Below are 23,601 nucleotides of genomic sequence, written 5' to 3'. Positions count from 1 at the left end.
CGGGTTTGTACTCTCCGATATCTCAAAAAGGAGCTATAAGATATGAACGAAACACGAAAGCTGAAGGCTGTCATCTTTGACTTGGACGGTGTCATTACCGATACAGCGGAGTATCATTATCAGGCATGGAAAGCCACGGCAACCGAGCTGGGCATTCCCTTCACGAGAGAGTTCAACGAGAATCTCAAAGGCGTTTCCCGCATGGATTCCCTGAAGCTCCTGTTAAGCCAGGCGGAGACGCCTGTTAACTATTCCGATGAAGAGCTGGCACAGCTGGCCGACCGCAAAAACAAGCTGTACGTCGAGCTGATCGAAACGATCACGCCAGCCGACCTGCTGCCCGGCATTACGGAGTTTGTGGGGGACATCCGGTCGGCCGGCCTGAAGACCGGCATCGCGTCCGCCAGCAAGAACGCCATTGCCGTTTTGACCCGGCTTGGCGTCATGGATCAATTCGACGTGATTGTCGACGTAACCAAGCTGAAGAACAACAAGCCGGACCCGGAGATCTTCCTCACCGCTGCTGCAGAGCTTGGCGTAGAGCCTGCCTACTGCATCGGCGTGGAGGATGCCGCATCCGGTGTTGACGCCATCAAGGGCGCTGGCATGTTCGCCGTCGCGATCGGCAACGCCGCGCATTTCCCGCATGCAGATGTCGTGCTGTCCAGCACGGCGGAGCTGAATTTCCGTGAGCTAGCTCAGAAATTCGAAGGTTGATAAAGAAATTGTAAGGGTGCTCCCTTAGGAGCGCCTTTTTCGTATGTCCTCCCATTTTTTGCGACCACCCGCGATCTTCGTTAGACTGTAGTTGGTAGTGAGTACAGTAATCTTCCGGTATGTAAGCATAAGCATCATATCGAGAATACGATAAAGGGGACTTTCCATGGAACAGGCTGTCTTGGATCAAGGGGCCGAACGATTCGGCCAAGGTTCTTATTCGCTGAAGTTACTTGGGGGATTCGATCAGAATGTATTTGAATACAACGGCGAAGACGGACGCCGCTTCATTATTAAATTTTTGAACGCATCCAAATACCGCAAAGCCTCGATCATTCGCGAGCTTACGTGGATGGCCTATCTCGCCGAGCAGGGTCTGAACATGGCCGAGTCCATTCGATCTGCCCAGGACCTTCTTATTGAAGAGGTAACCCACGATTCCAAGCGTTACCATGTCATTGCCTTTACGAAGGCTCCCGGCAGCCCGTTAACGGATGTAACATCGGATTTTGCGATAATCAAGCAGTGGGGACGCGGGATGGGCCGTATGCATAAGCTCGGCAAAAAGGACGCCACCGCTTCCTCACTCGTGCACCGAATGGCGTTTCCACATTGGAATGAGCATGTGATTTTTACCGATGCGTTCCCGGAGGCTGCAGGTGAAAGAGTCCATACGCAGTGGAAACAGTATCTTAAGGAATTGGAGTCGCTTCCGCAGGATCAGGAAGGCTACGGCATCGTCCACAATGACCTCCACCATCACAACTTTCACGTACATAACGGGGAGATTATCTTTTTCGACTTTGGGGATGTCTCGTACCATTGGTTCGCCTACGATATCGCCATCGCCATCTATCATGCAGTCCAGACGGTTCCGGAAAACCGGAAAGCCGAGTTTGTGGCCCGATTCTTCGACTCGTTTTTATCCGGCTACTTTCAAGAGAATACGCTGAGTGAGGATTGGATCGAGCGAATTCCATATTTCATCGACTTCCGCAATATCTACTCCTTTGTCTATTTCTCCAAATTCGTAAATTGGAATGAGATGGATGAACGCACCCGGAAATATCTGTTAGCGATGAAAGCGGATATTGAGGAAGGCAAATCCGTTGTAAAGCTGTCTATATAATAAGAGAAGGAAGATTGCTCTGCCATGAAACCAAGATCCAAACCTCACCGCAGGCTCTTATATATGGGCCTGGGGCTGCTCCTTTCATCCATTCTTCTATACCTGCTGTTCCTTCGCCCCACGCCCATCAAGGTGGGTGGATTTACATCCTTTACGGATGAAAACACCATCATCTTCGAGGTTATCAATGAAGGATTCGCCGATGTGGAGCTGCTGGACGTGCGGGTGAATAATGGCATGAAGCCTGCCAAGGCCGAGCTAGGCGTCAGTTATTCTCTTCATCTGGTCGGCGGCGGAGGCCTTGATGAAGATCCCGATATCGAATTCGTGGATATTCGGGAGGTGCCGTTAAAGCCTGAGCTCTCGCCGGACGAGAAGAGAGCCGCGCTCAATCAAGGTTCGCGCATTCCGCTTAATTACGGAGTCCGTCTTTATAACGATGAGCCCATCACCCAAATTGAAGTGAAATATAGGTATGGGGGGATCACTTTTACGAGAGAGATGCCGATGGGGCGATTTTTCAATAAGCCATAATACTCAAAGATATGTTTGCTGTTGGAAGTAAATAAGTAAACCAAAGCCTCTATCCGTGTCGGATAGAGGCTAATATGATAAAGACCTATTTCCGCTGATAGCTTTCCTCCGATACAATCTCGGCCCAGCGGGATAACGACTCCTCAAATTAAGATGACACAACATAATGATTCACAAAATCCCGCAGTGCAGCCTCCATATCAGGCTCCCCATCGTCTTCGAGCCATGAATCCTGAAGAACAAGATAGCGACAGGCGCTGCTCTGCAAATAGCTGTAGATGATTTGTGCAGCATCGATATCTTCCCGGGTAACCTCGGCAGCATCGGATTCCGTATCCTTCGTGAAATAGCTGAGAATCATGGCTTTGACTCTTCGCCTCAGCGATTCAATATCCACTGTTGCAGCCACAGAGCATCGCTCGCTGTGCAGCACAACGTTCCCCTTAATCAGGAATAACTTAATCGTATCTTCGTTTAAATATTCGTAGACAACGATGCTGTGATTCTCTTCGGCGAACTCGATCACATCCCGTTTACTTAAAAGCAGGTTCACCGCCTCCATGCCGTCCCTGTATTTTGCAGCCTGCTCAAAATCGAAACGCGCTGCGGCGCCCAGCATGTTTCGCTCCATTTCATCATATAAACGTCGGTCGTCCCCTTGAAGCAGAGCAATGAATCGATCCATGATGTCATCAAATTGCCGCGCGCTTTCGCCGCCAAGACACTTGCCAAGACAGAGGCCAATCGAATAATTCAAGCAGGGAGCATTTGCCGAAGAAGTGGCAGGTGTATGATTGCAGGCGATTTTACAGCATTCTTTAACCTTTTGCACTGCATGTTCAAGACTATGTCTGCTAGCTGTATAGGGGCCGAAAAAACGAGATCGGTCAGGGCCGCCTTCATCCAGTGTATCCGTAAATTCCAGCCATCGCCAATCTCGCTTTTGCCGCAATACGATATAACTATAACCTAGCGGATTTTTCATTTTTCGGTTATACATCGGCTTTATGTCCTGAATGAGCCTGCATTCCAGCATGAACGCCTCAAACTCCGTGTCGGTGACGATATGCTCCAGGTCTTTGACATGCTGAACCAGCCTCTTCACTTTTGGGGAGTGCGATTTATTGTTGTAAAAATACGATTGTACTCTCTTCTTGAGACTTTTGGATTTGCCAACGTAAATGACCGTTCCCCGCGAATCTCTCATGAGATACACGCCCGGCGACAGCGGCAACTCTTGTATTTTTGTTTTCATATTGACTGTCGATCCTCTCAACGAATCTATCAAATATGGCGTTTTCGTTCACTTCCAAGATACCATATGCACACCAAAAAACACCACAGCCACGAGCTAATCCAACTCGATGAACGCGGTGCCTCTATTAGGGACTAGGGCTACAGCCTCTATGCGCAGAAATCAGAGCCATACACAAAGGCTGGGCTAGCTCCTCGCTGCAATAAAATAGAGACTATCTATTATCTTAATATAGCGTTTTCTAGTACACCAGAAAGAAGACATAGTCTATTCCTTTAGCTTCGCATTCGATACTGCTTCCTGTATGCCCTCGGCGACAGCTGAACCGTCCGCTTAAACATCTTCCCGAAATGGGAGAAGTTGCTGAAGCCTGATCGCCAGGCGATATCCGTGATGGAATCATCGCTCTCTCGCAGGAGGCGCTGCGCTTCCTTAACCCGAAGCAGGTTCAAATAATCGCTAAAGGTAAACCCCGTTGTCTGCTTGAACAGCCGGCTGAGATAGTGCGGGCTGATTCGGAACGCCTCCGCTACCTCGGGCAGCGTTAAAGCCTTCTGATAATTATCGTTAAGATACCGGACCACCGCCTGGGTCTTCGGATGAAGAACCGGCTCCGTATCGGCTGAACGAACCGTACCCAAATGCCGGCTGCGGTAGGCGAAGAGCAGCAATTCGACCGTTCGGTGCCGCAGCAGCCAACTGCTTCCCGCTTGAGGATGGATCATCTCATTCACCATTTCGCCGACCATTTGCTCCACCGCTTCACTCGCTGGCGAAGGAAGCCTTAGAATCGGAACATCCCAGCCGAACGGCTCCTTCAGCCCTTCGGCCAGCTCAGGCGGTACGGCCAGATCCGCGAACAATTCCGGGCTTATATAGAGGACAAGGCGATCATGGTCGGGCCGGCCGCTGTCCAGCGTCTTATGAACGGCATTCCGGTCCACGAAGACAAGATCACCGGCCCGAACTCTGTAAGAGCGATCCTTGATGAAGTAGATCCGCTCGCCCGATAACAGGTAGTACAGCTCATAATGATCGTGGAGATGGTCGACCGTCATTGAGAAATAGCCAATGCGGCGGTCATACTCCATGTTCAAATATCCGGTGGGATCGTGGTAATCTGCTCGAAACGGCTTGTTCATGCGGCTGCCCCCTTTCCTTGGATTATAGCAAAATATGCGGCATTTGAAAGCGATTACGCATGAAATGCGGCGAAAGCAGTGCTCCCTTGTTATAGGCTAGAGCTATATTCAAGGAGGCGATAGAGATGAGTGACAAGAAACGTTATGTATTGGTCGGTACCGGCGGCCGCGCCGAATTTTTTTATGGCGCACTGGCCCAGAATTTCCGCGACAAATCCGAGCTTGCTGCCTTTTGCGATATCAACCAAACTCGCATGAATTACGCGAATCAGCTGCTGCGGGAAAAATATAATTACACCGAGGTGCCTACCTACCCCGCAGACCAATTTGACCGGATGATCGAGAACGAGAAGCCTGACTTCGTCATCGTGACCAGCATCGACCGGACGCATCACAAGTACATCATTCGCGCAATGGAGCTTGGGTGCGACGTCGTGACCGAGAAGCCGATGACGATCGACGAAGAAAAATGCCAGGCCATTCTGGATGCCGCCAAGCGGACCGGACAAAATATCAGGGTCACCTTTAACTACCGTTACGCCCCCCATCATACCAAGGTACGGGAATTGATCATGAATGACACCATCGGCCAGGTGACCTCGGTTCACTTCGAATGGCTGCTGAATACCCGCCACGGCGCAGACTACTTCCGGCGCTGGCACCGGGACAAGCGGAACAGCGGCGGATTGCTCGTCCATAAATCCACCCATCACTTCGACCTGGTCAACTTCTGGATCGGTTCCCATCCTGAAACCGTTTTCGCATTTGGAGATCTCATGTATTATGGTAGAGAGAATGCCGAAGCGCGGGGCGTTACGCAATTCTACAATCGCGCAACCGGGAACCCCATTGCCAAAGAGGACCCGTTCGCGCTCCATCTGGATTCGGATGCGCATCTCAAAGCCATGTACCTGGATGCCGAGCCGGAGGATGGCTACCAGCGGGATCAAAGCGTATTCGGGGACGGCATCAACATTGAGGATACAATGGGCGTCCTCGTGCGGTATCAGAACAAGGCCATTTTAACGTATTCGCTGGTCGCCTATCAGCCGTGGGAAGGCTATCGCATCGCCATCAACGGCACCAAAGGCCGGATCGAGATGAACATCGTTGAACAATCCTACGTCAATTCACTGGGCGACAAAAGCCAAGAAGGCGCGTTAATCGGGAAAACGCTGCGGGTGCTTCCGATGTTCGATGCCCCGTACGAGGTTCACGTCGAGGAGCAAAAAGGCGGACATGGCGGAGGCGACCCTGTGCTGCTGAATGATCTGTTCGGGGAACCGGTGGAAGATCCGTATGCCCGTGCGGCCAACCATATCGATGGGGCGAGATCCATACTGACAGGAATTGCAGCCAACCGCGCCATCGCCACCGGCATGCCTGTACGAATCGACAATCTGGTTCGTTTCTAAGCCGTACACGGCTGCTTCAAGCAATTTTCCCTTCAAAGGCTGCGTATTTGCGCAGCCTTTTTTCACATGTCGCAGACCGCCTAGAAATCCGCTTTTCGTAAAGGAGGAAATGGATGTTCTTCTCATTAAAAAGCCGTTTGATCGCCTTTATCGTCGCACTCTTCGTCCTCTCTTTCGGCACGCTCTCCTTCCTGCTGTTTACGGAATCGCGCACCGTGATCCGCTCCTACATCGAATCCTCTGCCCTCGAGAAGATGGAGGAATACGGCTCCTACGTCGATATGGTCCAGATGCAGATTTATGATGTCGCTTCCCTCGTGTTCAACAGCGACACGGCCAAGAACTGGGATAACGCCATCAGTGACCCGCTGCTGCCCGAAGGGGAGAAAATGCTGGCCAATCTTGCCATGAGCCGATTTCTGACCCAGGCGACCAACAGCTACACCAGTATCTCCGATGTGTCCATCTACCGGCGCAGCGGACTTCGGATCGGCGGCGAGAACCAAGTCGAAAGCGACCCGGCCTTTTTGCGGGAATCGTGGTACACGAACTTCTTCGCGTCCGGAGACCGCTGGCTGCCAGCGCATACGGACCAGCATGAACGTGTCCGGGATCACGGCAATCCCGTCGTCAGCCTGCTGATGCCCATCGGGACCTTCCATCATGCCACGGCGCAGAACGTGATGAAGGTTAACGTCAGCGAGTCTTATTTTCTGGAGCCGCTCACCCGGATCCATCTGGCCAAGAACAGCACGATTTTTCTGTTGAACGAGCAAGGAAGCCCGATTCTATCCCAGCAGGCGCATGAACTTGGCACCGAAGCCCTATCGGAGATCGATCGCATTCGAAACGGCCCGCTGAAATCGGGCGTTGTCTATCTGACCAACGATGAAGGGCAGCGGAACATTCTGGTTTACAAGAAGCTGGGGCGCACCGGCTGGATGCTGGCTGGACTAGCGCCGGAAAAGGAGCTGTACTCCTCTCTTCACAAGCTTCAGAGCACCATCCTGGTGGTTACGGTCGTTCTGATCCTGGTCTCCCTGTTTGCCGCCGCATGGCTCTCCTATGGCGTCACCAAGCCTTTAACGCGTCTGGTCCTGGCGATGAGGCAGGTGCAGCGCGGAGCATTCGACCAGGCCGAGTCCGTGCTGCCTCCCGACAAAAACGTAAAGAGCGAGGTCAGTTACGTCATCTCCACCTTCCGCTATATGATCAGCCGCCTGCGGCAGCATATCCAGAACGAATTCGAGCTGAAGCTGCTCCGCCAGCAAGCCGAATATAAAGCGCTGCTCATGCAGATCAATCCCCACTTCATGTTTAACACCCTGGAGCTGGTGAGCAGTCTTGCCATGCAGCGCCGGACGGACGATACCGTGCAGGTGATCGAGGACCTGGGCAAAATGATGCGCTTCTCCATGAATACCAGTGACGACCGGGTCCTCTTAGCCGAAGAGCTGGCTTATGTCCGCCACTATATCTCCATTCTGCAAACCCGCTTCGGGCATAAACTCGACATCTCCATCCACGAGGAAGGCCGGCTGGATTCACTGGTGATGATCAAGTTCATTCTGCAGCCGCTGATCGAGAATGCGGTCAAGTACAGCTTTCAGCATCAAACCACGGCACAGGTGGACATCCGGATCAGCAGGCAGGGCAATCGCCTGCACCTCCACGTCGCGGATAACGGTCCAGGCATGCCCTCCGAGATCATCCGCAAACTCCAGGATCCCGCGGCGGCCTCTCAATTAGAGCCGATCCTCCGAAGCGAGAGCTGGCACATTGGACTCGGCAACGTGATTGCACGCTGCCGCTTGCATTACGGCGACTTATTTGCCGTTCATATTCGGAACGGAAGCGAAGCCGGCACTTGCATCGAACTGATTCTACCGGTACAGGAGGAATATCATGTACAACGTATTGATCGCAGATGACGAGATCGAGGTTCGTGAAGGGCTAAAGCTGAAAGTCGACTGGGAGAGCATGGGCTTTGCCATTTCGGGGGAGGCCGGGAACGGCTTGGAAGCTGAAGAGCTCTTGAGATCCCATTCGTATGACCTGCTCATTACCGACATGAACATGCCCGTCATGGACGGCGTCCAGCTGCTCGACGTTTGCCGGAGCCACAATCCGACCATCCAGATCATCATCATTACGGGATACGAGGATTTTCAATACGCCAGAGCGGGCGTCCGCAGCCAGGCCATGGACTACTTGCTGAAGCCCGTAGCCCGGGACGACCTGAAATCCGCCTTAAGCAAAATCAAACAGGAATTGGATAAGAACCGCAAGGTACGGGACGATTCGGAAATGATGCAGTGGCGGCTATCCCAGTATTACAAAGAAATGAAGGAGCGCTTCCTGCTGGATCTCGTTCGCGGCAATCGTCTCCCCCCCGCCTCCCTGCCGGAACGGATTCGACTGTTCCACCTGGAGGACTGGCAGGACGGGTGCGTTTGCTTCATCACCGCGGGCATGAGGGAATGCGGCATGCAGAAAGCACCCGAAGGCCGCGCGCCCGAACATCTCCGCCTTCCGTTTCAAATGGTCTGCCATGAAATCGCCGAGTCTTATCCGGGCGGCGTTCAAGTGTTTCATGATACAGCTCATCCCGGCATCATGCATTTCATTGCGCTTGACGGCATTCAGCATGAATTCGCGGATAAACTCGCCGCGCAGGCATCATCCTATTTAACCGTGGAGGTGCAGGTGGGACTCGGGCTGCCCGTGTCGGGACTTGAGCGATGGAAAGAGGGGTATATCCACTCCCTCCTGGCCTGGAATCTGGCAGGACGCCAGAACGGACCGGATCAGGCACCCGTAACCGACCAAAGTCCGCTGCTGCCGGAGGAAACAAGCCGCGCGCTTCATCGCTGCCTGATCCGGGGCGAATTGGAATCCTTCCGCAGCATCATCCGGAGGGAGCTGGGCGAGGCATTCCGGCTATCGCCTTCCCGCTTGGTACGGAGCCTTTTTCAAATTACGCTGATTATGGAATCGGCCGCCGTCGACAACATACGGCATTCACAGGGAGGGGGGCCTCTATGGATTTCACCCGAATGGGTTTTATGGCTCGAGACCCCGGAGCAGGCGGAACGCCTGCTGATGCAGTGGGCACAGGATTTTGTGGACCACCACCTGGAATCCGGAGACAAAGACGCTACCCTGATTGAATCCGCCAAGCGGTATATCGAGGAAAATTACATGCAGGAATTATCGCTGACCTCGCTGGCCGAGCAGTATAACTACCACCCTACCTACTTCTCAGAGATGTTCAAGGAAGGGGCTGGGGCCTCGTTCATCCAGTACGTTACGGGAGTTCGGATGAAACACGCCGTACGCCTGCTGCAGGAGACTCGACTGACGGTATGGGACATAGCCGAGCTGACGGGCTTCTCTTCACCCGGCTATTTCAGTTCCAAATTCAAAAAAATGTTCAATCAAAGCCCTTCCGAGTTCCGACTGTCGCAATCCGAAAAAATCGAACACGATGATCCGAAGAAATGAGATTCCGCCCTCTCGCTTCCCCCGGTATGATGTGTTTACCGGGCGCACCGACATCCCGATTGTAAGCGGCTTCAAGCCGTCAGGTAACCGCCCATGCTCATCCATCCTGAAGGGAGGCACATTATGAGAAAGCTGTCCAGGCCCTTATACGGCCAGCAGAATAAGACAGCCTACTTGTTTCTTCTGCCTTGGCTCATCGGCTTCTTCTGTCTGACGCTGGGGCCGATGATTGCATCGCTGTACTTATCCATGACCAAATTCAACCTGCTCTCATCGCCGACTTGGACGGGATTCAGCAACTATGTCCAGATTTTTACCGAGGACGATACGTTTCAAAGATCCTTGTGGCTAACGTTCTACTATGTGTTCTTATCCGTGCCGCTGAGACTTGCGTTCGCGCTGCTGGTCGCCATGGCCTTGAACAAGGGCATCCGCGGTCTCGGCATTTACCGGACCGTGTATTACATCCCTTCCTTGTTGGGAGGCAGCGTTGCCATTGCCATCGTCTGGCGCCAAATCTTTGACGGCAGCGGTCTGGTCAACCAGTTCCTCGGCTGGTTCGGCATCTCGGGCCCCTCGTGGATCGCCCACCCCGACTATGTGGTGTATACGATTATCACGCTGTCCGTCTGGCAGTTCGGATCGGCCATGGTCATCTTCCTTGCCGGTCTGAAACAGATTCCGACTGATTTATATGAAGCATCCGGCGTAGACGGTGCCGGAAAGATTCGTCAGTTCTTCGGCATTACGCTGCCGATGCTGTCACCCGTTATCTTTTTCAATCTGATCATGAGCATGATCAATTCGTTCCAAGCCTTCACGCCGGCCTATGTCATCGGAGACGGGCGGGGAGGACCGCTCGACGCCACGATGTTCTACACCTTGTACCTGTATCTGAAAGGCTTCTCGTTCTTCGATATGGGTTATGCCTCGGCTCTGGCATGGATCATGCTGATCATCATCGGCGTGTTCACCGGAATCGTTTTTCTCACATCAAAGTTCTGGGTCTTCTACGGGGACAACCAGGAAGGGAGGTAATGGATATGCCGCTTAAGCGACAACTGGTTCAAGCCGGGAGGCATGCCGCCATTATCCTCTTCGGCCTGCTCATGCTGTATCCGGTGCTGTGGCTCGTCTTCAGCTCGTTTAAACCGAATCATCTCATCTTTACCAACAGCAGCCTCATTCCGACTGCCTTCACACTGGATCATTACGTGAACGGCTGGAGCGGGCTCCAGGGCATTTCTTTCGGACGGTTCTTCGGCAACTCCGTGCTGATCTCGGTCATGAGCGTCATCGGGAACATCGTCTCCTGTTCCCTGGCAGCCTACGCCTTCTCGCGATTGAAGTTCAAATTCAAAGGCCTGTGGTTCAGCATCATGCTGGTAACGATTATGCTGCCTTACCACGTAACGCTCGTGCCTCAATACATTCTGTATAACGAGCTGCATTGGATCAATACGTATTTCCCGCTCATCCTGCCCAAATGGCTGGCGCACGACTCCTTCTTCATTCTGCTGATGGTTCAGTTCATCCGCGGCATTCCGCGGGAGCTTGACGAGAGCGCGACCATCGACGGCTGCGGACAATCGCAGATCTTCTTCCGCATCGTGGTGCCGCTTCTCGTCCCTGCGCTGATTACGACGGCCATCTTCACCTTCATCTGGAGCTGGGACGACTTCTTCAGCCAGATGATTTATTTAAGCAAGATCGATTTGTTCACTGTACAGCTGGGGATCCGATCCCTGTTCGATCCTTCGGGGCAATCGGATTGGGGGGCGCTGCTCGCCATGTCCACGCTGTCGCTGCTGCCTGTGACAATCATCTTTCTGGTGTTTCAACGGTATTTTCTCGAAGGCATTGCCACGACCGGCCTGAAGTAGTCTCGAAAGCTGCCTGACGTGTTGCGAAGGCGTGCTGCAAATGAACCAATTATGATTAGACTGGGGGATTATCCATGTTGAAGAAATGTTTCGTTGGAATATTGGCTTCGCTCCTGTTATTCGTCACCGCTTGTTCCGGAACGGATCACACTGGAGAAGGCGGGAGTACGGACGCAGGGGCCGAGCCGAGCGGCCAGGTCGAGCTGCGCATGATGTGGTGGGGCGACCAGAAACGGGCCGATATTACGAACGAAGCCCTGAAGGTGTTCCAGAGCAAACATCCGAACATCAAAATCGTCGGCGAATTCTCGCCTTCCTCCGGATATTTCGATAAGCTGAACACCCAGCTCGCTTCCGGCACCGCGCCGGATATCTTCTTCCTGGGCGGAAACGTGGTGGACTATGCCAAAAAAGATGTGCTGCTAAACCTGGATCCGTATGTCGACAGCGAACTGAAGCTGGACGGCATGGATGCCACCATGGTGGAATACGGCCGTCTGGATGGGAAGCTGCAGCATATTTCTGCAGGCGCAAACGCCCGGGGAATCGTCATCAACAAGGCACTATTCGAAAAGGCAGGCATTCCTCTGCCGGAGCAGGATTGGGATTGGGAGGAATATGCCGCCATCAGCAAAGAATTGTCCGACAAGCTTGGCGACGGCGTATACGGTACTTATAATTTCACCGTCGACGGAATGGATATCTTCCTGAAGCAGCGCGGAAAACAGCTGTATGATATGGAGAACGGAAAGCTCGGCTTCGCGAAGGAAGACATTCAGGAATGGTTCGAGTATTGGGAGCAGGCATCGAAAGCCGGCGGTGTCGTTACGCCTGAACTTCAGGTGTCCAATCCGCACGATGATACCAGCAAATCCTTGTTAATTACGGGCAAAGCGGCCATGAGCCTTCTCCCTTCCAATCAACTGGCCGCATTCCAGAGCCTGACGGAAGATCCGCTCATCCTCCACCCGGTACCTAGAGGTCCGAAGGGAACGGGCGTAGTATTCGAGTCCAGCCAAGGACTATCCGGATATGCCAACACCAAGCATCCGAAGGAGGTCGCCACGCTCATGGACTTCTGGATCAATGATCCCGAAGCGGCCAAAATCCTCGGTAACGACCGCGGCGTGCCGGTAACGGAAGCCAACCGCAACCTTCTCCAGGAGGAAGCAGGCCCCGTGGAAGAGATTGTGTACAATTACACGAGTCTCGTATCAGAAGCCACGAAAACCGAGCCTTTTGACGTAAGTTATAATCCGCCGGGGTTCGCCGAGTTCTCCAAGCTGGCCCAGACGACGACCCAGGAGATCGGTTTCGGCCGGAAAAACGTCGAGCAGGCCGTTGCGGACTTCTATAACGGCACCGTGCGCATATTTGAATCGAATCAATAACAAGTTTTCAAGGAGGCGGACATGACAGAAGTTATGCTGGACCGGCTGCACCGGATTTCGATACCGGACCGGGTGCAGCCAGGTAAACGGGAAGATCGGAAACTGCTGCAGGAGTGGCAGACGACTGGCGTCCGATTCGCGGCATCGGGCGGACGGCTCGAAGCGGCTTATTATACGGCGCTGGAGAAGCTGCTGGCCTGCATCGTGCCGATGAACGGCAGCGATCCGATTCTGCAGGAGGGCGGTATCTATCTCGGCTGCTGGCTGGAGAGCACCGGCACCATCAATGCCGAACTGCTATCGCGACTGATTCCTTCGGTCTCGGAAACCACCTACCTCGCTTTTGCGGATCAGCAAAGGGAGGATGGGCTGCTCCCTTATAAACTGACGGAGAACGGCCCTTCGTTCCGCCAGATCCAGCTCGTCACACCGCTGGCGCGCTGCGTCTGGAACCACTATGAGCTTCATGGAAGGGACCTCTCCTTCCTGAAGACCATGTACCAAGCCATGTCGCGTTACGACGATTGGATTGCGCGTTACCGCAGCACCCGGGGGACCGGCTGCGTGGAGGCTTTCAGCACCTTTGATACCGGGCATGATCTGTCGCCCAGGTTCTGGCATGTTCCGGACACGCCCTATAGGAACGATGCCGCCGCCTTCCACCCGGACTCCCCGGTACTGCCCTTCCTGGCACCGGATTTGACGGCCAACATCTACTGCCAGCGGATGTATTTGGCGCGCATGGCAGAAGAGCTCGGCGAATCCGGAGCCGATTGGAGGGCCAAAGCCGAAGCCAGCCTGGACAGCCTCTTCCGTTACTGTTATGACGAAGACGATCAGTTCTTCTATGACCGGGATCGGAACGACGAGCTGGTCCGGGTCCAATCCGACGTGCTGCTGCGCGTGATGGCCTGCGAGGTGGGCGACCGCGAGTTGTTTGACAATATGCTGCGTCGCTATTTGCTGAATACCCGCAAATTCTTCGTCAAATATCCGTTTACGTCCATGGCGATGGACGATCCGCGGTTCGATCCGTCCTCCGCTTACAACAGCTGGGGCGGGCCGTCCAATTTCCTGAGCTTGATCCGGGCGCCGCATGCCTTTGAACATCACCACCGCTATGTCGAGCTGACCTGGGTGCTGCAGCCCATTCTGTCCGCCTTGTCCAAGGCGAAGCGCTTCCCGCAAACCTTGAGCCCTTGGACTGGTGAAGAGGGCTTTACCGAGGCGTATTCCCCTTCCATTCTGTGCCTGCTGGATTACGTGGAACGGCTCTGCGGCATCATGCCGATCGGATCGGATCGGCTGTGGTTTACGGGACTGCTTCCCGTCGACATGGATCATGGCGAAGAAGTTGCCGGCAACACTGCCTATAGCCGAACCGTGAACGGGCTGCACTACGAATTGGTGAATACCCCGGACAACGTCACCGTATACCGGGAAGGCCGCGTTCATATTCAAGGCCCCGCCGGGATTCGGCTGGTCACGGACCGCAGCGGACAATTGGAGGGCGTGATCGGCATGAGCGTGCGTACCATTGAAGGCGAGCTCCGCTATCAAGGCACATCCATTCCGATCCGGATCAAAGGCAATGAGATGCAGTTGTATTCAGACGGAGATTTAAAGACGGAGAGGGATATCGGCATCATCTATCCTGCCTATCGTTAATTGAAGGAGGTAAACGGCTTAAGCGTGAAAACTCAAGACATTCAGCTTCGGGACCCCTACGTACTGCCTGACCCGGCACAGCGAATATACTACATGTACGGCAGCACCGACAAAATATTTGGAAGGAAGGGACCGGCTTCGATGTCTATATCAGCCGTGATCTCGACGATTGGGAAGGCCCTTACACGGTCTTTCGCAAACCGGACGCTTTCTTTGCGGACGTGAACTTCTGGGCACCCGAAGTCTACTATTACCATGGGCATTACATCATGTTTGCCACCTTCCGCCGAAAAGATAACGATCGGCTGGGCACTGCAGTGCTGTCTGCAGAGGAGCCGATGGGGCCCTTCTCCCTCCATAGCGAAGGGCCCGTAACCCCAGCCGACTGGAGTTCCCTGGACGGCACGCTCTATATCGACGAAACGGATCAGCCGTGGATGGTGTTCTGCCATGAATGGCAGCAGGTCGGGGACGGCGAGATCTGCGCCATGCGCCTGAGTCCCGATCTCACGGAAGCAGCCTCGGAGCCCGTGACCCTGTTCCGTGCCTCCGAAGCCGCTTGGGCCACGCCGTTCCACTCGCCCCGCTTTCCCGGATCGGGCAACTACGTGACGGACGGACCGTTTCTGTTTCGGACAACGTCAGGGAGTCTGCTCATGTTATGGGCCAGCTTTGTGGACGGCCGATACGCGCTCGGCGTTGCCAAGTCGACAACCGGCAAGCTGACGGGGCCCTGGCTCCAAGAGCCAGAACCCTTATATGCCAGCGACGGCGGGCACGGCATGGTCTTCCGTACCTGGAACGGTCAGCTGATGCTGACCGTGCATACCCCGAACCGCACGCCGGATGAACGGCCGATCTTCATCCCCGTCACAGAGGATGGAGACAGCATCAAGATGGATGGGATGTATCGGACAACACGTATGCCCAAGTAAAATCTCTATACGCGAATAGGTCGCTCTCCATGAACATGGCAGAGCGGCTCTTTTTATAGGATTAACTTCCCAAAGCTATGCGTTACTGTCCCGTAGAAACAAAAGGAGGCCGTACGCGTACGGCCTCCTTCTACACTCATTTATTACAGCTTCACGATTTTACCCGTCTCTTGGGATTCGAATGCACCCAGGATCACGTTCAAGGAACGCAGTCCTTCCTCACCGGAAATGCTAGGCGGCGTGTTCGTGAGAATGGATTCGACGAACGCGTCGATGACGCCGCTCGGAACCTGCTTCTCATTGGTTGCCATGGCGCCAACCTTGTAGGTCTCCACCGTACCGTCGGTCAGCTCCACAACCACCTCGTCGCCGTTAACGGTACCGATCTTCATGGCACCCTTCTCGCACCACAACACTGTTCCGTTATCGCCGGATCTGTAATGCGTCCAGCTTGCCATCAGCGTGCCCACGGCCCCGCTCTTCATGCGAACGATGCAAGTCGCGTTGTCGTCCACATCGGTTCCTTCTTTATGGACCGTACCGATGAAACCTGCCACCTCCACGATTTCATCGTTCAGCAGGTAACGGATAAAGTCGGATTTGTGCACGCCGAGATCGCCCATGGCGCCCATAATCGCTTCTTCTTTACGGAAGAACCAGCTGTCGCGTCCATCCAGACTCCAGCTTTCCGGACCGCCGTGGCCAAAGGAAGTACGGAAGGTAAGCACTTTGCCGAGCTTGCCGGAATCCAGAATTTCCTTCGCTTTTACGTGCGGAGGCATGAGGCGCTGATTGTGGCCTACCATCAGGTACACCCCGTTCTTGCGGGCGGCCTCGATCATTTGCTCTCCTTCTTCAGCCGTTGTAGCCATCGGCTTCTCCACCAGCACATGAAGGCCGGCATTCGCAGCCGCGATGCTCATCGGAGCATGCAGATAGTTCGGCGTACATACGCTAACGGCGTCCAGCTTCTCGTTCTTCAACAGTTCTTGGTAGTCTGTATAGGCTTTACCGCCATACTGAGCTGCCATCTCTTCGACGCGTTCTTTTACCGGATCGGCAAAAGCAACCAGCTCCACGTTAGCATTGTTCGCGTATTCAGGAATATGTCTGCGCTGGGCGATCGCGCCGCAGCCAAACACTGCCACTTTAATTTTGCTCATTGAAAGTCTCCTTTGTGCTCATAAATTAAAATTGGTTCAGGTAGTTCTGCTTCAGCCAGTTCATGCTGTTCTCCACGCTTTGCAGCGGCGGATTCTGACATACGTCCTGCTCGACGATCAGCCATTCCGTACCTGCATCGGATGCAGCCTGAATGACGCCCGGCAGGTTAACCGAGCCTTGGCTCAGTTCCAGCGTTTTCATGTTGCCTTCCGCATCCTTGCTGAAATCTTTCAGGTGAAGCAGCGGAAGACGTCCTGCGTATTTCGGAATATAGGCAAGCGGATCTTGTCCGGCGAATTGTACCCAGCATACGTCCATCTCCACTTGCACGGCTTCCGGCGTCGTTGCGGAATACATTGCATCAAAGACGAACTGGCCATCAACCTCGGCTTCGAACTCGAATGCATGGTTATGGTATCCAAAGATCAGTCCCTGCTTGCGGGCTTCAGCCCCTACTTCCTCAAGGAAGGAGAAGAGGTTCTTCCAATCCTCGGCATCTTTACGATCTTCTTCGGCCACATATGGACACATCATATATTTAGCGCCAATGGTTTTCAGGTAATCAATTTCCTTCTGCAGATCTGCGCGAAGCAGATGCAGGCCCACGTGACTGCCGATTGCTTTCAGGCCAAGCTCTTGAAGAAGCGTTTTCATTTCCTCGGCCGGAATGTCTCCATAACCTGCGAATTCCACGCCTTCATAACCCAATTCAGCGACTTTGCGGAGCGTACCGCGGAAATCCTGTGCCGTTTCATCGCGCAGCGTATACATTTGCAAACCAATGTTCATTCTTCTCATTATAGCGCACCTCGATTCCAAAAATGAGTTACTGCTCTATCTGCTACTATCATACATGCAAATAGGCTAAAATGAACATAAACAATATTGCTGCAACATGAACTATCTGCTTATATTTTTACTGGGGGTTGTTACCATTATGGAAGCAAGGCTGCTCATCTGCGACTATTCCTATCACTTTCAGCAATTCAGCAACAGCCATCGGGGCGGCTTAACAACCTATCTGTTCCGACTCCAAACCGAAGGCTCCTGCGAAATCTACTGCAACGGCATCGAGCACCACGTGCAGGCAGGCGACCTGCTGCTGCTGAAGCCCGGAGATGAATACGAGCTGCGGGTAAAGGAAGACGGCGAGGATGGCCGCGTGTCCAGCGGGGATTATTTTATATTCTGCGATGGCTCCTGGATTGATAATTGGTGGAACCGCATCCCCCGCCCTGTCGTCAGTCATGTCGGGCTCGACGATTATTTACTGGGTCTGTGGAGACAAATGCTGCTGGAGAAGCGGCGCGGCCTTGAAGGGGAAATCGGGGAACTGACCGACTACCTGCTGCGCAGTCTCTGCCTCTGCCTGGACCGCGCCATTACCGAGATCAAGCCGACCGATCGCCTTGCCTTCACTGCCCTGCGGCTGAAGCGATTCGTGGAGGAGCATGCCACCCTTACCTTCAAGCTGGAGGAGGCCGCTTCCCATGTCGGGCTAAGCTTATCCCGGGCGGTTAAGCTGTTTAAGGAGTATTACGGAAAAACCATGATCCAGTACGCCCTCGAGATCAGGCTGAACGCAGCCGTCGAGCGCATCAAATACAGCACGATGACACTGGAGGAAATCGCGGAAACCTGCGGCTTCGCCAGCTACTCCTACTTTCACCGGGTATTTCGGGCCAACTATGGCGTATCCCCGGTCAAATTCCGGGAGACCGCAACGGTGCCGGCAAGGCCGGGGCAGGAGAAAAGCCCACGCTGAATTTTTTCCTTCTATATAATGGGGTAATAAAAAGCAGCCCAGGCTCATCCTTTAAGGCAGGAGCTAGGCTGCTTTCACATTAGTAACTCGATATGTTCTAGACTGCTTTTTCCAGCCACATTCATCGCATCGCGGCCCCGGCGGCAGCAAAGACCAGCATGAAATAAACGCAGACCCCTATCATATGATTGCGATTCCACTCCCGCCCCGGAGGCGACAATGCCGCCCGAAACGGCTGCCGCCATAGCTAGAATCGAAACCATCATCTGGTCTTTCCCTCTCTTTCGTACCTGCGGAACCGTACTGTGTGGTTGAAATTGAAATCGTGCGGGGAGCTAAGATTCCATAGGTAACGGCACTATGACCGTGCAGAACGTATCGATCTAATTACTCACATCCGTCGTATCATCCATCCGGGCAGCCCGCATCGGTGAGAACACGAACCAAATTCCGACTACAGCCAGTCCGGTGATAACAACGCCTAATGCTGTGCGAAATCCAAATACATCAGCGATGAAGCCACCCAGAGGCGCTCCAATAACGATCATACTGCGGTTGATAGACCTCATGGTGGCATTCATACGCCCATGCAAGTGTGCAGGTGTGATCGTCTGCCGGTAACCCATCTCAATCGGACCCTCAATACCTAATGCTAAACCATAAAACAGTTGCCCAAATCCGATCAAGAGGAAGGTCTGAATCAACAGATCACCGTTGTCAGTGGGTGGTGCCAGAACCATGAACAGGACCGCAGGTGCATACAAAAGTCTAGCAAACGTGATGCTGCGTCCAATTCCAAATCGCTTGCTGACCCGGGTTGATAACGTCGTGCCTATAACAGCGCCAATCCCTGCTGATGTCATGACAAGTCCCAGGGTTGACGCATGAAACCCTAATTCGGTGAGAGCGTACGTTACCAGCACCGTCCCCAGCATACTGTTAAATAGAAACCACGCATGGGTATTGAGTGCCAGCGTGCTGAGAAACGGATGCCGGTAGACCCAGCGCAATCCTTCCTTTATCAATTCAAGTATGCGTTCATTCGAGGCCTTTTCCTGTATGGGCTGATGTTTAATAAAAGCCATAACCAGCCCTGAAAACAGATACGAAGCTGCGTTAACCAAGATTGCAAACGGAGCCGTAACGATAGAGACTAATAAACCGGCAGCTGCGGGGCCGCTGGTTTCCGCAACGGCTGCGCTTTGCTCCAACCGCGCATAAGCGGACAATAACAACCTTCTCGACACGAGTTGGGGCACAATAGATTGAGATGCAGCATCATTGAATAACGACATCGCCCCGAAGAGTATCATGATGATCATCAGAATGCCCACATTGATTCCATCGAACAATGCCAGTAGGCATATCGCTACGAGCAAGATCCCCCGCCCCAGATCGGTCAGTACCAGGATGTTCCGACGACTGACGCGATCAATAATCACTCCCGCCACCAATCCCAGCAGCACATAGGGCAGCCACCTCGAGGAATTGATCCAGCCCACATCAACGGTGCTGCCTTCCAGATCAACCACCACCAGTACTTGGAGAGCGAGTGTGGTAATATACGTGCCAAAATATGAAATGGTGGAAGCTAACCAGAAAAATACGTAACTCTTATTCTTGGAAAGATTCATCTCTAACCTCCAACTGAGCGCCGTATTTTTCGGATTAATTGTATATTGGAGTCACTGCTGAATGAAGTCACGAGCGCTATAACTAGTTAAATTGTAGCATATCCGCAACAGATAGAGTCGTGCTCATTCCAATTCATTCCACGATAACCATCCGTCGACTTATCGATAGAATGAGTGTGTATGTTTCTTAACGTTCTACTCAAGGGAATTCGTCATGGCGCTGCCTTTAAAAATATCAAATCCGAGTTCCTGAAGAATCTTCACGGCATCTTCAACAGGCAATTTAGGGAGATGAAACTCATGATCGATGACCTCTCGCAGCTCGCTGAGATCGGATAAGATGCGCTTTTCTACCTTCCCGTTTGCATACCGGATACTCAGTACATTGTCGACCAGAGACAGCGAGCGCTGCTGGTCCATTTGCCACAGCTGACAGCGTAATGAAGAGGTAAAGAGATCATTCGGTTGAAAATAGCTTGCAATGGCCGGCTGGAAATCATCGAATTGATACGTTACCCGTGTGTCGAATGACCAAACCAATTCTGTAATCAGCCGACCATCCACATACCGATAATACGTATATGTTCCCGGTTCATCCCCTGGGCGCAATCTGACTTCAATCCCGGCATATTGGGAAACTTGCTCGGGATCGCTCTCCAACCGTACGGGTTCGAAAAAAGGGGCGGAGTTTCCGCAATCCACGTACACTTCTTCTTGCTCACCCGGGATCCGCACCAGTAACCCAACATGTCCCCCGCCCAGCAGCGCATACCGGGTTTCGAAACCAAGCTGGTTCAAGAGCTGATGAAGACTGCTGTTAATCATATAACAAGTGCCTCCCGCATTCAGCTGCCACAGCTGATCTACGAATCTCTTCTCATCCTGCTCCAATCTTCCTTTTTGATGATATTCCCGATACTGCAGCAACGTGGTAATGTTCTCGAACGGTACACGCTGATGATGTGCGGTGCAAATTTCGGTTAAATATTCCAATGAAGCCTCCCTTATCGGGACTTGAATATATTGCAAATAGTTGTTTGCCCACTGAGGCAGTTGTCCTTGATTCTGCACAATGTTCACGCTCCCTTTTCCTCTGAATGTAAGGTATGCTCTTTATTTTAAACATTCTACATATCATTACGTCATACCAATGACTGCACGATCTATACAAAAAAGGTCTTACCTATAGGTAAGACCTTTTCTACGACCAAAGTCTACTATTCATGTATAGTCGCATTGCTCATCGATTTCTCATGATGGAGCAGCCACTGCTTGCGAGACAATCCTCCGCCGTATCCGCCCAATTCGCCGCTCGTATTGATCACTCGGTGGCATGGAATGACAATCGCGAGCTGGTTGGCGCCATTCGCTTGGGCAACGGCACGATAAGCGGTGGGCCTTCCCATAGTTGCTGCGATCTCGCCATACGAAGACGTTTGTCCGGGTGGAATCTGCAGTAACTGGTCCCATACTTCTTTTTGAAATGGCGATCCTAACAGGAACAAGGGCGTCTTGAATTCCGATAATTTCCCGTCAAAATACGCGCCGAGCTCAAGCTCGATCGAACGAATCGGTGCTGTGTAACCTGGAACGATTGCCGACTTGGTTCTCTGCCGAAGACGCTCAACCTCACGCTCCAAGCCCCGGCGGTCTACAAATTCGAGCAGATACAACGCCTCCTCATCCGCGATGGCCATCATCGGTCCGAGACGCGTATCGATCCATGAAGCTTTTAAGATGTTATGGTGCCCCGATCGGGTAGGCGCTACCCCCATAATCCGCGAAAAGGCATCCCTGAATCCGCTGCTGGACTCGTAGCCGGTCGACAGCTGCGCATCGATGACGGCGTGCCCCTCCCTTATCTGCTTCAGGGCAAGTCCCATCCGCCGGGCCCGTGCATATTCAACGAAGGTCATTCCGAACCGCTTTTTGAATTGGCGCCTTGCGGTCGAAGCATCCACGGACAGCTTCTGAAAGTCCTGGTTGGTCCATCTTTTTTCCGGGTTTGCTTCCACCGCCTCAACGAGCAGCCGGACCAGGTCGGACACCTGATTGGGATGTGATAGAGGACGACATCGTTTACAGGGTCTGAAGGAAGCCAGCAGCGCTTCTTGAGCCGTCTCGTAAAATTCGCAATTTTCCATCTTCGGTTTCCGGGCTGGGCATGTCGGGCGGCAGAATACCCCTGTTGTTTTCACGCCAACATAAAAAACGCCCTCGTACTCCGATTTCTTTTCCAGCAATGCCTGGTAATACTCCTGTCGATTCGCAGCCGATATCACTTGGGGTTCCTCCCTCGATCTCATGTACTTACTCTGTGGCCATCGCTTGCAAGCCATCCTGTCATGCTCTCATTGTCCTGGTGTTCCTATTATATTGGATATGCCGGCATGGCGTAGCCGAAAATCGTGCATGAATATTTTCGAGGGAGAAGCGAAAACTTTGCCAACTTCGGTACTTAAACAAACCGCAATACGGCAATTAAACCAACCTGATAATCCTGGTTGACCTAATACTACGAAAAACCCCTTCCGCGGACCGGAAGAGGCCTTTCTCTTAAGAATATTGAAATTCCTTAAGACTAAAGAATTAACCTTTGATGGATCCTGCCACCATACCCTTCATAATCTGCTCCTGCAAGATCAGGTAAGCCACAATTGTTGGAATGACTGCGATCGCCATCGCTCCCATCGTCAAGCTGTAATCCGTACCGAAGCCGTCCGAGAACAGGGACAGACTGAGCGGAAGCGTCTTTAGCGCTTGCGTATTAATAAATACGAGTGCGAAGGAGAAGTCATTCCAGAATCGGAGGAATGCCAGAATCGATATCGTTGCCACGATAGGCGTACAGAGCGGAAGAATCATTCTGCCGAAGATTCCCCACCAGCCGCTGCCGTCAATCATGGCCGCTTCTTCAATCTCTCTAGGAATGGATGACATGTAGGCCATCGCCAAGAAGATTGCGATCGGCAGCTCAAATGCCGTATACGGCAGAATGAGCGCACCGTACGTGTCGAGTAAGCCGATATTTTTCATCATAATAAACAAGGGCACCAGCGTACTGTGAATCGGAATCAGCAGCCCGGTCGTAAACAACACGACCACCAGCTTTTTGAACCGAAACTCGAATCTGGACAGTACATACGCCGCAAGTACACTGAGCAGGATGGTCAGAACGACGGCAGTAATCGTCACAACCGTTGAATTCAGCATCGCTCTGCCCATATTTCCAAGCTCCCATGCCCGGAATAAATTCTCGGTCATCCACTCCTTCGGCAAGCCGTAAGGGTTGGTGAAGAAATCCTGATTCGATTTAAACGCGCTCGTAAAAAGCCAGTACAAGGGATAGAGCGTAAGAATCGCATACACAATCAGCAGCAATTTTACGAACCCGGTTAACCCCTTCGTGATGACGCGTTTCCCTGAGGCACTTCCGGTCCCGGTCGTCTGTAAATTCACATCGCT

At 52.9% G+C, this 23,601-nt stretch carries 19 protein-coding genes and 1 pseudogene; 12 read left to right on the top strand and 8 right to left on the bottom strand.

Annotated elements, in window-relative coordinates; translation table 11 throughout:
• The first annotated feature begins 42 nt into the window (after window positions 1-42).
• The 3 genes from pgmB to MKY82_RS02640 all read left to right on the top strand — a co-directional run bounded on the left by pgmB (window position 43) and on the right by MKY82_RS02640 (window position 2,380).
• Window positions 43-717 (top strand): beta-phosphoglucomutase, encoded by a 675-nt coding sequence (pgmB, locus tag MKY82_RS02650; RefSeq protein ID WP_339295439.1) that lies wholly within the window; start codon window positions 43-45, stop codon window positions 715-717.
• A 166-nt stretch (window positions 718-883) separates the two neighbouring features.
• Window positions 884-1,846 (top strand): phosphotransferase, encoded by a 963-nt coding sequence (locus MKY82_RS02645; protein WP_339295438.1) that lies wholly within the window; start codon window positions 884-886, stop codon window positions 1,844-1,846.
• Window positions 1,847-1,870: 24 nt separating this feature from the next.
• Window positions 1,871-2,380, top strand: coding sequence for a hypothetical protein (locus tag MKY82_RS02640; RefSeq protein WP_339295437.1), 510 nt, complete (start codon window positions 1,871-1,873; stop codon window positions 2,378-2,380).
• Between the two features lie 148 nt (window positions 2,381-2,528).
• On the opposite strand, the gene MKY82_RS02635 is transcribed toward MKY82_RS02640, so the two are convergent.
• Together MKY82_RS02635 and MKY82_RS02630 are read right to left on the bottom strand one after the other, a co-directional pair.
• Window positions 2,529-3,635 (bottom strand): GIY-YIG nuclease family protein, encoded by a 1,107-nt coding sequence (locus MKY82_RS02635; RefSeq protein ID WP_339295436.1) that lies wholly within the window; start codon window positions 3,633-3,635, stop codon window positions 2,529-2,531.
• Between the two features lie 275 nt (window positions 3,636-3,910).
• Window positions 3,911-4,777, bottom strand: coding sequence for an AraC family transcriptional regulator (locus MKY82_RS02630; RefSeq protein ID WP_339295435.1), 867 nt, complete (start codon window positions 4,775-4,777; stop codon window positions 3,911-3,913).
• Between the two features lie 125 nt (window positions 4,778-4,902).
• On the opposite strand from MKY82_RS02630, the gene MKY82_RS02625 reads away from it, so the two are divergent.
• The 8 genes and pseudogenes from MKY82_RS02625 to MKY82_RS02590 all read left to right on the top strand — a co-directional run bounded on the left by MKY82_RS02625 (window position 4,903) and on the right by MKY82_RS02590 (window position 15,573).
• Window positions 4,903-6,192, top strand: a complete 1,290-nt coding sequence (locus MKY82_RS02625; protein WP_194540629.1) for a Gfo/Idh/MocA family oxidoreductase — start codon at window positions 4,903-4,905, stop codon at window positions 6,190-6,192.
• Window positions 6,193-6,305: 113 nt separating this feature from the next.
• Window positions 6,306-8,123, top strand: coding sequence for a histidine kinase (locus MKY82_RS02620; RefSeq protein WP_339221278.1), 1,818 nt, complete (start codon window positions 6,306-6,308; stop codon window positions 8,121-8,123).
• Window positions 8,098-9,696 (top strand): response regulator, encoded by a 1,599-nt coding sequence (locus tag MKY82_RS02615; protein WP_339221277.1) that lies wholly within the window; start codon window positions 8,098-8,100, stop codon window positions 9,694-9,696. Before MKY82_RS02620 ends, MKY82_RS02615 begins: the two co-directional genes overlap by 26 nt.
• 123 nt (window positions 9,697-9,819) lie before the next feature.
• Window positions 9,820-10,734: a sugar ABC transporter permease gene (locus MKY82_RS02610; protein ID WP_339295434.1), complete on the top strand. Its 915-nt coding sequence runs from the start codon at window positions 9,820-9,822 to the stop codon at window positions 10,732-10,734.
• A gap of 5 nt (window positions 10,735-10,739) precedes the next feature.
• The gene (locus MKY82_RS02605) at window positions 10,740-11,579 is read left to right on the top strand and encodes a carbohydrate ABC transporter permease (protein WP_220686771.1); all 840 of its coding nucleotides are present in this window, start codon (window positions 10,740-10,742) and stop codon (window positions 11,577-11,579) included.
• A gap of 74 nt (window positions 11,580-11,653) precedes the next feature.
• The gene (locus MKY82_RS02600; protein ID WP_339295433.1) at window positions 11,654-12,970 is read left to right on the top strand and encodes an extracellular solute-binding protein; all 1,317 of its coding nucleotides are present in this window, start codon (window positions 11,654-11,656) and stop codon (window positions 12,968-12,970) included.
• A gap of 21 nt (window positions 12,971-12,991) precedes the next feature.
• On the top strand, window positions 12,992-14,638 hold the full coding sequence (locus tag MKY82_RS02595) for a hypothetical protein (protein ID WP_339295432.1): 1,647 nt from the start codon (window positions 12,992-12,994) through the stop codon (window positions 14,636-14,638).
• A gap of 24 nt (window positions 14,639-14,662) precedes the next feature.
• Window positions 14,663-15,573, top strand: a pseudogene (locus MKY82_RS02590) (glycoside hydrolase family 43 protein).
• A gap of 143 nt (window positions 15,574-15,716) precedes the next feature.
• Here the strand turns inward: MKY82_RS02590 and MKY82_RS02585 are convergent.
• Together MKY82_RS02585 and MKY82_RS02580 are read right to left on the bottom strand one after the other, a co-directional pair.
• Entirely contained in the window at window positions 15,717-16,736 is a 1,020-nt protein-coding gene (locus tag MKY82_RS02585) for a Gfo/Idh/MocA family oxidoreductase (RefSeq protein ID WP_220686775.1), read from the bottom strand.
• A 25-nt stretch (window positions 16,737-16,761) separates the two neighbouring features.
• The gene (locus MKY82_RS02580) at window positions 16,762-17,535 is read right to left on the bottom strand and encodes a sugar phosphate isomerase/epimerase (RefSeq protein ID WP_216532801.1); all 774 of its coding nucleotides are present in this window, start codon (window positions 17,533-17,535) and stop codon (window positions 16,762-16,764) included.
• A 139-nt stretch (window positions 17,536-17,674) separates the two neighbouring features.
• Here MKY82_RS02580 and MKY82_RS02575 point away from each other — a divergent pair, with 139 nt between their 5' ends.
• Window positions 17,675-18,502, top strand: a complete 828-nt coding sequence (locus MKY82_RS02575) for an AraC family transcriptional regulator (RefSeq protein WP_194545032.1) — start codon at window positions 17,675-17,677, stop codon at window positions 18,500-18,502.
• Window positions 18,503-18,885: 383 nt separating this feature from the next.
• Here MKY82_RS02575 and MKY82_RS02570 read toward each other — a convergent pair whose 3' ends face one another.
• The 4 genes from MKY82_RS02570 to MKY82_RS02555 form a co-directional block, all read right to left on the bottom strand.
• Window positions 18,886-20,136 (bottom strand): MFS transporter, encoded by a 1,251-nt coding sequence (locus MKY82_RS02570; RefSeq protein ID WP_339295431.1) that lies wholly within the window; start codon window positions 20,134-20,136, stop codon window positions 18,886-18,888.
• Window positions 20,137-20,331: 195 nt separating this feature from the next.
• Window positions 20,332-21,216, bottom strand: a complete 885-nt coding sequence (locus tag MKY82_RS02565) for an arylamine N-acetyltransferase (protein ID WP_220686777.1) — start codon at window positions 21,214-21,216, stop codon at window positions 20,332-20,334.
• 137 nt (window positions 21,217-21,353) lie between these two features.
• Window positions 21,354-22,418, bottom strand: a complete 1,065-nt coding sequence (locus MKY82_RS02560; RefSeq protein WP_339295430.1) for a trifunctional transcriptional activator/DNA repair protein Ada/methylated-DNA--[protein]-cysteine S-methyltransferase — start codon at window positions 22,416-22,418, stop codon at window positions 21,354-21,356.
• Between the two features lie 307 nt (window positions 22,419-22,725).
• A complete protein-coding gene (locus MKY82_RS02555) occupies window positions 22,726-23,595 on the bottom strand; it encodes a carbohydrate ABC transporter permease (RefSeq protein WP_071219105.1) in 870 nt (289 codons plus the stop codon).
• Window positions 23,596-23,601: the final 6 nt, after the last annotated feature.

Source organism: Paenibacillus sp. FSL W7-1279, assembly GCF_037969845.1.
In the GTDB taxonomy this organism is placed as follows: Bacteria; Bacillota; Bacilli; order Paenibacillales; family Paenibacillaceae; genus Paenibacillus_AQ.
This window is presented reverse-complemented; position numbering and strand designations above follow the sequence as displayed.